Source organism: Limnobaculum eriocheiris, assembly GCF_021010575.1.
Taxonomy (GTDB): domain Bacteria; phylum Pseudomonadota; class Gammaproteobacteria; order Enterobacterales; family Enterobacteriaceae; genus Limnobaculum; species Limnobaculum eriocheiris.
Genome location: NZ_JAJNAG010000069.1, coordinates 1 through 9,694, shown reverse-complemented (window position 1 = coordinate 9,694; position 9,694 = coordinate 1). Strand labels below are relative to the sequence as shown.

At 43.3% G+C, this 9,694-nt stretch carries 9 protein-coding genes and 1 pseudogene; 6 read left to right on the top strand and 4 right to left on the bottom strand.

Annotated features, from left to right (window positions below; translation table 11 throughout):
- Together LPW36_RS16960 and LPW36_RS16955 are read left to right on the top strand one after the other, a co-directional pair.
- Positions 1–106 (top strand): annotated as a pseudogene (locus tag LPW36_RS16960) (integrase); the annotation flags it as partial.
- A 5-nt stretch (positions 107–111) separates the two neighbouring features.
- Positions 112–432: a hypothetical protein gene (locus LPW36_RS16955; protein WP_230611716.1), complete on the top strand. Its 321-nt coding sequence runs from the start codon at positions 112–114 to the stop codon at positions 430–432.
- A 3-nt stretch (positions 433–435) separates the two neighbouring features.
- Here LPW36_RS16955 and LPW36_RS16950 read toward each other — a convergent pair whose 3' ends face one another.
- The 3 genes from LPW36_RS16950 to LPW36_RS16940 form a co-directional block, all read right to left on the bottom strand.
- Positions 436–1,602 carry a YbfB/YjiJ family MFS transporter gene (locus tag LPW36_RS16950; protein ID WP_230611714.1) on the bottom strand — a complete coding sequence of 389 codons (1,167 nt, stop codon included), beginning with the start codon at positions 1,600–1,602 and terminating at the stop codon, positions 436–438.
- Positions 1,603–1,896: 294 nt separating this feature from the next.
- The gene (locus LPW36_RS18035; RefSeq protein ID WP_420844812.1) at positions 1,897–2,964 is read right to left on the bottom strand and encodes a peptidoglycan DD-metalloendopeptidase family protein; all 1,068 of its coding nucleotides are present in this window, start codon (positions 2,962–2,964) and stop codon (positions 1,897–1,899) included.
- 376 nt (positions 2,965–3,340) lie between these two features.
- Positions 3,341–5,131 (bottom strand): DUF4153 domain-containing protein, encoded by a 1,791-nt coding sequence (locus LPW36_RS16940; RefSeq protein WP_230611712.1) that lies wholly within the window; start codon positions 5,129–5,131, stop codon positions 3,341–3,343.
- A gap of 480 nt (positions 5,132–5,611) precedes the next feature.
- Here LPW36_RS16940 and LPW36_RS16935 point away from each other — a divergent pair, with 480 nt between their 5' ends.
- Entirely contained in the window at positions 5,612–5,893 is a 282-nt protein-coding gene (locus tag LPW36_RS16935; protein WP_230611710.1) for a hypothetical protein, read from the top strand.
- A 343-nt stretch (positions 5,894–6,236) separates the two neighbouring features.
- Here the strand turns inward: LPW36_RS16935 and LPW36_RS17805 are convergent, their stop codons facing one another.
- Positions 6,237–6,359, bottom strand: a complete 123-nt coding sequence (locus tag LPW36_RS17805; protein ID WP_268991791.1) for a hypothetical protein — start codon at positions 6,357–6,359, stop codon at positions 6,237–6,239.
- Positions 6,360–6,608: 249 nt separating this feature from the next.
- On the opposite strand from LPW36_RS17805, the gene LPW36_RS16930 reads away from it, so the two are divergent.
- The 3 genes from LPW36_RS16930 (at position 6,609) to LPW36_RS16920 (ending at position 9,485) form a co-directional block, all read left to right on the top strand.
- A complete protein-coding gene (locus LPW36_RS16930; RefSeq protein WP_230611708.1) occupies positions 6,609–7,340 on the top strand; it encodes a DUF6882 domain-containing protein in 732 nt (243 codons plus the stop codon).
- 261 nt (positions 7,341–7,601) lie between these two features.
- The gene (locus tag LPW36_RS16925) at positions 7,602–8,375 is read left to right on the top strand and encodes an SDR family NAD(P)-dependent oxidoreductase (RefSeq protein ID WP_230611706.1); all 774 of its coding nucleotides are present in this window, start codon (positions 7,602–7,604) and stop codon (positions 8,373–8,375) included.
- Positions 8,376–8,447: 72 nt separating this feature from the next.
- The gene (locus LPW36_RS16920; RefSeq protein ID WP_230611705.1) at positions 8,448–9,485 is read left to right on the top strand and encodes a LacI family DNA-binding transcriptional regulator; all 1,038 of its coding nucleotides are present in this window, start codon (positions 8,448–8,450) and stop codon (positions 9,483–9,485) included.
- Positions 9,486–9,694 lie beyond the last annotated feature (209 nt).

Sequence of the window (9,694 nt, the reverse complement as noted above, 5' to 3'; positions counted from 1 at the left end):
TGAATACAACAGTGAGCGGCCCCATGAATCCCTGAATAACCTGACACCGGAAGAATACCGGCTGATGGCTGAAAACCCAGAAATCTCAAAAAGTATGTGGTACTAAAATGGGTGTGCTTACAATCTGTCCATTGTAAAATAGGCGATGTTGTTACGACCGGACAAGCACCCCGTATTACCTCTCCGCTACGCAATACCACTTACACTCTGCGTAATGTAAATCTGCGCAATGACCCTATCGTTTTTAGCGCCATTACCGATGCCGATACCAAAGTCATTTACTGGTTTGTTGATGATATTTATCTGGGAAATACCGCCAGTAAACGCACCATTGAATGGCGGCCTGTAACCAGCGGGCGTTATCGCGTTCGCGCTATAGATGATAGAGGGCGGGCTGACAGCAGAACATTGAATGTTGAACTAATCAACTGATCATTAAGCCTCTGCCCCTTCCTGTTCTGATTGTTTAACTTTTTCTGGCCACACCAGAAAACCGGCCAGCAGCAGCGCCAGTGCTGCAATATACAAGGCTGGCTCCAGCCTGTGGGTTAATGCGGTAGACAACGCAGACAATACCGGCCCCACTAACTGCCCGACCGCATAACCGGTAGTGAGTAAGCCCGCCATATAACGCGCATAGTCCGGAGCCAGTTCCCTGCCATATTGCAAAGCAAGTTGAACTACACACAAAAATGCACCGCCAACTAATATCGCTCCTGCTATCAGGCCACCAATTCCCGGTATCAGTTCAGCACAGGCAATACCTATCGCCTGTAGCCAAAGCGCTATGGCTAAACGTACCGGCGTCGACGTACTAAAATAGTGCCGGGTCATAATGCCTATAGCGATCCCCACCACGGAGGCTGCACCAAAAACCGGCCAGACAAACTGAGCAAATAGGCTATCAGGAAAACGTTGAATTGCCATTTGAGATAAGAAAGTAGCAGGAAGAATATAACCAAACCCCGCCAGACTGTAGCTGATAACCAGACGTTTTACTTTTCGCGTCATCGCTAACGGCGGCTGAATCACACCACCGGCGCGGTGTAATTCACCTTTACGGGGAAAATTACTGGTGACAGCCACAATCAAAACAAATGCAATACCACCATAACCAAACCAGGCCATCTGAGCATTCCAGCTAAACGAATGAAACAAAACGGCCAGCATTCCACTAAGGAAAATTCCGGCCCCTGGCCCGGCAAAGACTGCCGCCGCCAACCCAGGTTTTCCCAACGTCAGTAAACGCTCATTGGTCCAGGCGGCAACTATCACCAACCCCCAACCGCTGGCCCAGCCAATAGCAAAACGGATAAGACTATGCCAATAAATACCGGATACCGCTCCTGACAGCAGCGTCAGCAGCACCGCGCCCCAGATACCGCCCCACAGGCGATATTCCACATAACGGGAAGAACGCATGGCATCATAAGAACCGCACAAATACCCCAGATAGTTAAAAGCCGCGACGATACCCGCCCCGGTAAGAGAAAAATCACCTTCAGCCAACATCAGAGGAACCTGAGGCGTAAAAGCAAAACGCCCTATTCCCATTGCCACGATCAAAGCAATAAACCCACTGAAAGCAATACGCAATGCCACCGTTGTCTCCCGATATATTTAAGACAGCGGTATAACTATAGTTGAGATTCGAGCCAGAAATAAAAACGAAGGACAAGCCTGAGAGGAATATCACTTATTGTTCATTGGGGTAGCTATGCCTAAATAGCAAAAAACCAGCATTATGCTGGTTTAGAGTCAATTCGTAGAAGAGGCCGCCGTTAGCGGCCCTGGCGGCTTAAGCTGTACAACGCACTCAGAAGTTAAGTACGGACACTCCCCTGCCAAAATATTCTCAGAACTAAATCAAAATATGTTTTAATTCAAAGAATTCGATCAATCCGTCGACTTCTGTGTTCTCATAGTATACTGAATTCGCCCTTCACCCAGTGAACGGTATTCAATATTACCACGTGGTTTAGCAAAGCCGCCCTCTTGTCCCTGATAGCTGGCAAACTGAACATCACGAGTTTTCGAATTACCAAATGGATTTTTCCCTACGTTATCGCGGTTATTCGCAAAGCGAGTATTATCATAACCACCACCCGGTAAATTAAAGTTATTTACCAGAAGCAAATCGTTGGAAAGTGGATTTACAGGACGATCGTTTACCCATAATTCATAGTGCAAATGTGCACCGGTACTACGACCAGTATTGCCGGATAGTGCAATTTTCTGACCACGGCTTACCCTTTGCCCCGGTTCTACCAACAGCTTACTCAAATGCATGTAGTATGTTTCGTAGCTGTTCTTATGGCGAATTACGATGTAATTACCAGCAGAAGGACTGTATTTAGCAGTAACCACTTCGCCCTCACCTGTAGATACTACAGTTGAGCCAATGGGCATTGAGAAATCAATTCCTTCGTGCGGGGTGCGTTTACGTGTAACCGGATTTAAACGGTAAGGATCAAACTGAGACGTCACTGTAAAAGGTTCAGCCGTCGGGTAACGAAACATTGCACTACTACTCGGGCCCGTCGCTAAACTGTATGACTTAGTATCAGACATGCTGGCGGAAGAACGTGACTCGCCGGATACTTTAGCAGTTTTGGTCTTCGCAGTCTGAGTACCAGAAGATTTGGTTTTTGCAGTTTTAGTTACTGAAACTTTTTTATCTGCGGCTTTTACACTTTTAGTACCTGACGCTTTAGCACCAGATGCAGTTTTAGTACCCGAAGTTTTAGTACCCGAAGTTTTAGTATTCGATGTTTTAGCGTTAGACGCTTTACTATTGGATTGCTTAACTGAAACTTTTGCCGTAGAAGCTTTATTCGTTTTGCCGCCTGAACTACTGCTCTGAGAAGCGTAGGAATGGCCTGCTATTAATAATAGACAGCATCCAACAGCCTGGTAAAGTCGCTTATTAGAAACCTTCTTTATTATATTAAATTCCGCTGACATTGTACCTGTACCCCACTACAAACATCCATTTTCTATTGTGGATTCCGAATAAATAATAAACTAAGTGTGCATTGTGCACTATTTAACTTAAGATTTGCGTATAATTTTGTAAATGTCAGGGATAAGTTCTGATAGAAATTGAAGTTAGAAAAAGTATGAAAATAAATTTTTTATACAGATCAAACAATAGCTCTCACTCTATTTCTAATAAAAATTTTGCTATGACATCGTTTCTTTACTAAAAAATCCGCTAAAACTGGCATTTTAACCTCGCAGAATTGTAATAATTTAGTAAAATATGAACATATTCCTACCAAACTACAATTTTCACATAATTAATCCCGCTCAAAACTAATAATAACCGAATGTAATTATCTCATTCCATATCCGGATAATATATCTTAATGGCTTCATTGCCGACTTCTGCATCGTGCCACTGTTTCAGCTTAGTTTTTACATTGCCCTCCCTTAAAGCATGCTCAAAATAGGTTACATTTACCGTAGACGGAGGAAAATAAGCATGGCCGATATTTCTCCATTCTTCCCGCTGTTTAGCAAAAACATGGCAACTGATATCGGAACCCTGCTCAATATGGCATAGCAGGTATTCATAGATGCCATCCTGATTTAAATCCAATGAATTAACGATACAAACATCACTATCACGCAAACATAAATCGATATCAACCTGTTGGTTATTCTGTAGCATTTTCCACCAGCTTTCTTCTGGCATGAGTGTGCTTTTCGCTAATATCAATTTTTGCTGAACAAAATCCGACATAAATTTGGGATGTATCTGTTTCAGCTCTTCAATGTCCGGATGAACCTCCCAGCGGTTATTCTCAGACATGATCTTTTCCAAACGCTGTTTACGTTGTGTATTACTAACAAATTCGGTGTTCTGATAGAGAGTAATCAGTGCCTCTTGCCCCCGTTTACCGTTGTCAAAACGCAGTAAGGGCAAATCCAGACGATCGGCCGTCACTTTACCGGCCAGATAACGATTCATTTGGTCGTCGACGCTAATACGGTATGGATCGATTAATGGCGTATTCACCAAAATTATCAGCGCTACACAGCCAGGAAGCAGAATCCGATTAATCATGCCTAATGGATGTAGCCAGCTTCGTTGACTGCGAACCACCGCAATGGCATAACCGCATGAGAAAAATGCGGACGCAATGATCGCCAGATATCCCCATACCCGAACAGGGGTCCAGCCATACTCATTCACACGAATGGAGATAGCATACAGCGCCAAACCTGCATAGAGAGGTAAAACCAGTAAAGAAGCATTAACCATCATCCTTACGGGTGCCGGATAGGGTTTTACTTTTAACCCACTTTTATAAACAATATTTGTCGCAATAATCAACAGGCCAATCATGGTAATTAATAGCGCCGAGGGCGACCAGGTACCGGATAGTGCTTCCAGACCAACAAACGGCAAAGTAGCCATAAAAATTAATGCAACAAAGGAAAGCAAAGGAAGCAGCCCTTTAACCATAATCGTTAAAAGATTACGGACGGCTTTCATCAGATGAGTCTGAAGACGGCAGGTTCTAATCCCTACCCCGATCAAAAAGCCGTTGATGGTATAAATAAACAGGTTATTTCTGAAAAACAGATGGCGGAAAAAGTGAATGTCAAGCTGCTTAAATAGCTCGACACATAACCACAGTATTCCCCAAAAGAAAACCACCAGCAGCAGGATAAAAATAACGGTAATGGCATTAATACACAGGTGATCATAAATAGTGGCATAGCTAACGTTCCACTGTTTATTCTTAATACGCGTCTGCAACCAGGGTAAAGCAATAAACATCAATATGCCCAATGAGCAGAGATAGGGCACAACAATTCCATCATACTGGTTAATGCTCTCCACCTCTTCCACATTCCAGTTGACCCAAGAGGCGGTTAACAAAACAACCACTAAACAAATTGTCAGACTCTGCCACAAAAACCGATCTTTCAATCTCACAATAGTAAAGGCAAACACCAGGGGTAATACCAGCGATAGCGCCTGCCAGTATAAAATTGTGCTTTGTCGCTGTGACAACAAACTGCCATCGTTATGATCGGTAATATAAGTCAGAAAACCCTGCAGGATGCAGACAAGTATGATAAGAATGCGGCTTAATTTTGGTAAAGAATTATCACTCATAGTGGCGGCTTCCATCTGCCTGAAATAAAATGAATAACGTATTGAGTTATGGGTAGCGCTTGTTACAACATTTCGGTCCTAAATCAATACCCGTTATTATCACGTAACAATACTTTAAACCTATTTTAGTCGCTTCAATTGAAATAGCGTACTGTACTTACGTGATATACAGGCCTAACAGAACGAAATTCTTATAAAAAATTCAAAATAGAATGATAAAAATTCAATAAATCACTATATAAATCAAATAGGTTAACTGGTAGCTTATCGAGTAATTACATAAACATAAGTTATTTTTATCCCTGGACAACGATTGAGAAATTGAAAGACAAGGATGAAGAGCGCCGTGATTATTAAAATGTGTACAGGCCATACCGAATAGCCCGCGTTATTCTCAGCCAAGTGCCACATTCCGGCTGTTTTTATTTTCAGTAAAATCGTCAACAAGTCCGCATTCTCTAATCGATATAAGATCATTTGGTGCCTTTGATCGATCAGATGACTTCCCTGCTGGAAACTGACGCTGCGGGCCTGAACCAGTTGGCTAACCAATATCAGACCATTCACCCTATTGCTTCCCGCTGTGGTGTTCTTGCCAAAACTGACGTTCAGCCATTAATTAACCAGGGTGCAGCAAAAGAGGATATTGCAGCATCGATTCTACAGGCTATCGTAAACCAAACCATTAGTGGGCTGGCCTGTGGTAAGCCTATCCGGGGAAAAGTCGCTTTTCTGGGCGGTCCTCTCTACTTTTTTAGATAACTTACGTAAATGGTTTATCAAGACGCTACACCTGAAAAAAGATGAGGTTATTTTTCCTGAGCATCCACAGCTGTTTGTCGCAATGGATGCGGCATTGATCGAATCATTATGGAAGAAGGTATGGCGGCGCAGAAAATCCACAACAGGAAGCGAATATTGCCGCTATTTGTCAGATTAAGAGCATGAAAGTTGGCTGGGTTACTCTGGCTAAAACCAACGCTTTTGATTACCGTTTACTATTCGACCGAAAAAATAGCTCACGTAAAGGCGATTTGTTAATGGTAAGAGTAGGATTTCAGTTCAGCAAAAACCTATATATTTCCGCATATAATGCCCCTACTCACTAAAAGTTAAAGACCATGTATCCAATTGCAAAACGCAGGAAGATGGCATCGTTGCCACCTTTAACTTTGATAATCAAAACGTTATTACCAATACTGACATTGGTCACCCATCCATCTCCCATGATAGTACCCATCAGGATAGCGCGAAAAAGCAATTGCTATCACTATGTAAAGTGAATGACCTGCCCCACTATAAAAGTAAATAAAATCAATTTATTAGTATTAACAATGTTTTTCTCCCGGTTTAGTGCAAATATCAATGCACTAAACCGGATAAAAACACCGTCTAAATCTATGCATGTGAATAAATGATGTCAGCCAAATGGATTATTATTAAAATATTTGAATAACCATTTTATGCGGACGTCAAAATGAATTTTCTTAAAAAGCTCTTCGGCAATAGAGAAAAGTTAACGGCATATCAAATACACCAATTTGAAGGTGAATCTGCCTGTAAGAACCAGCAGGAATTGTTGGAGAGATATGGCACCATTGCATTAGAAAAGCAAAATACCCTTAGTAATGTTGTGGAAGATTTATCCTGGGAAACCGACCTGGAAAAAGGCACGATACAGTTCGCCGGTAAGGCGACATTTCCCATGCAGGTACTGGGTACCTTGTCCCACTCTTCCGGGACATGGATGTGGGCATGGGCTAATACTAAATCAGATATTCCGCATAACTTATTACAACAATCACTTATTCTGAAACAGTATGGTGATGATAATGGCATCGATATCTTAACTAATCCGGAATTTGCCGCAGACGATCGTGATTTACATGTCATTGGTATGATTGCTTCAGGTATGTTCAATAACAGCGGTTATTATCTGGCAGACTACGGGCGTGGCATTATGTGCGTTACGATCAAGTCTGAAGATATCGATTCGGATTATCACAACAGCCATCTTGATACACTGACTACCTTCCCGCGAATGATCTCCCTTTACGATATTAATCATCGTCGCGCCTTAATCTGTTATTTAAAGCTAAAAGGTTATCAAATCACAGAAAATGGCAGCCAGATCACCGCCGTTCGCAATGATGATACTATTACTGCATCGTTTGACGAACTTAATCGGTTGTCGAAGTTGAATGGGTGATTAGGCAATAGTCACATAGCAGCAGAAAATAATCCTCTCTGCTGCTATCTCTTCTAAAACTTATCTTTAAATTCAAAATAATCCCTGAAAAATCATCGTTATGATTCCATAAACTAAAGAATACAGGCAATCTTTTGTAGCACTTTTCATTATTCAGTGTATCGTTACACTAAACAGTCATACTTAACCGGTAAGCATGCCGTAAATGGATAAAAACATGTTTTACCGACTTAACTGAAGATGAAAACAGGAAACAGGCTTATGTTTAACGATCTCCAGGGTAAACGCGTTCTTATCACTGGTTCCACGGCGGGTATTGGTCTGGCGGTGGCAAAAACATTCATCCGTAGCGGAGCAAAAGTGGGTATTAACGGCTCCCGTCATGAAAGCTGTCAGAAAGCCAGAGAGGAGTTGGTTGCACTGGGTGGAGATGTGGAATTCTTTATTGCTGATGTATCCAAATCCGGGCAGTGCGAAAAACTGGTTAATGATTTCATTGCGCGTTTTGGCGGTATGGATGTATTAATCAATAACGCCGGTGGTTTAGGCGGTCGGCGTGGGTTAGAGGCCATCGATGATGAATTCTACGACCACGTAATGAACCTTAATGCCCGCTCCGCCATGATGGTAACTAAATTTGCCATTCCTCATCTGCGAGCTGCGGCTAAAATCAGTGGAAAAACTACATCGGTCATCAGCAGTGGTTCCATTGCCGGACGTGAAGGTGGCGGTATGGGTGCCAGCCTCTACGCCAGTTCTAAAGCCTGGTTACACAATATGCATCGCAACTGGGTGAAAGAGTTCACCAAAGATAACATTCGCTTTAACGTGGTTGCTCCCGGCAGTATTGATACCGCATTTCACAACGACAAGAGCCAGGAATTAATTGAAAAAATCAGTTCAACTATTCCAATGGGCCGCTTTGGTACCAGTGAAGAAGTAGCACCAACCTATCTCTTTCTGGCATCTCATGCCTGTAGCGGTTACATTACCGGTCAAATTATTGACGTGAATGGCGGCCAAATGGCACCTTAAGCCGTTATTGGTTGGCATATTGCTACCAACAGCCCGGCATTTACCGGGCTGTTCGCTATAAATAGGGGAAGCATGGCAAACATACGTGATGTAGCACAGCGCGCTGGGGTTTCCGTCAGCACCGTTTCGAACCTGCTTAATGGTCGAACTAATCGCATGCGACCAGAAACGCTGGCACGAATTGAAAGTGCCATTGCCGAGTTACAATTTTCCCCTAACCGCACCGCCCGGCAGTTAAAAACCGGACAGGTCAACATGCTGGGGCTGCTGGTTCCTTCTATCGTTAACCCCAGCTTTGCTGAACTGGCTCATAAGATAGATATCGCCGCTAAACAGCATGGTTATCGGGTCTTATTAGGCAATACTTATCGTAATCAGGAAGAGGAACGCACCTTCCTTAACGACCTGCTCTCTCAGGGGATCCGCGGCATGATTGTCGTCTCTACTATGACTGAACAATCCCATTTCCATGATGCTATCGACCGTGGTTTAGTGATGGTTAATTACGATATGCAAACCCATCCCGACTCGCCAGAACGTTCCGTTATTGGTGACAGCATATCCATGGATAACTTTCAGGCAGGAAAGATTGCAGCTTTGCACCTGATAAACCGGGGCTGTAAAAATATCGCCTTTGTCACTGAAAGCGGTAAAACCGTCAGTCGAATGAACCGGATTAGTGGTTTTATCCACGCCGCTCAGGCATCCGGTTTGTCAGACCATTATCGCATTATCGAAGGCAAAGCCCGCTCAGGTTATGGTGATGCCGAAATGACCGAACTGGGTAAAACGCTGGCGAAAACCATTAGCCAGCAGACCACACCACCTGATGGTATTGTTGCGGTTAACGACGTGATGGCCATTGGCCTGATTGCCGGTTTTCGTGCTGCGGGTATTCGGGTACCTGAAGACATATCCGTAGTCGGTATCGACAACACCTTCCTGACCAGCCTGATAACACCGGCATTAACCTCGGTTGCCCCACCGCTCGCCGAGATTGCCACCCTAATGGTTGACAGACTTATCGCCCGATTAGATGACCCGACGATTGAAGTAGAAGAATTTTTATTTTTACCGGAGTTAGTGGTTAGAGAGTCGGTTGTTGGTTAGTTTATGAATCATAAAACTTCATAAAATATTCACTGAAGATAATTTCTTCGGTTTAAGCGCAATGGAAAAACCCCGCGATGCACTGAGGAATCCCCAGTAATGAGCAGGTAAAAAAAGACAGGCATAGAGTTTTGTGATCTACTGATTGTGCTATCAATTCAATGAGATCACCTCTATGCCTGTTTACCAAGTATGTCAGAAGTTTTTCC

What these genes read in the sequence shown, in the direction of transcription:
- LPW36_RS16930 (WP_230611708.1), top strand. Translation starts at nt 6,609, where the DNA reads ATGAATTTTCTTAAAAAGCTCTTCGGCAATAGAGAAAAGTTAACGGCA.
- LPW36_RS17805 (WP_268991791.1), bottom strand. Translation starts at nt 6,359, where the DNA reads ATGGGAGATGGATGGGTGACCAATGTCAGTATTGGTAATAACGTTTTG.
- LPW36_RS16920 (WP_230611705.1), top strand. Translation starts at nt 8,448, where the DNA reads ATGGCAAACATACGTGATGTAGCACAGCGCGCTGGGGTTTCCGTCAGC.
- LPW36_RS18035 (WP_420844812.1), bottom strand. Translation starts at nt 2,964, where the DNA reads ATGTCAGCGGAATTTAATATAATAAAGAAGGTTTCTAATAAGCGACTT.
- LPW36_RS16925 (WP_230611706.1), top strand. Translation starts at nt 7,602, where the DNA reads ATGTTTAACGATCTCCAGGGTAAACGCGTTCTTATCACTGGTTCCACG.
- LPW36_RS16940 (WP_230611712.1), bottom strand. Translation starts at nt 5,131, where the DNA reads ATGAGTGATAATTCTTTACCAAAATTAAGCCGCATTCTTATCATACTT.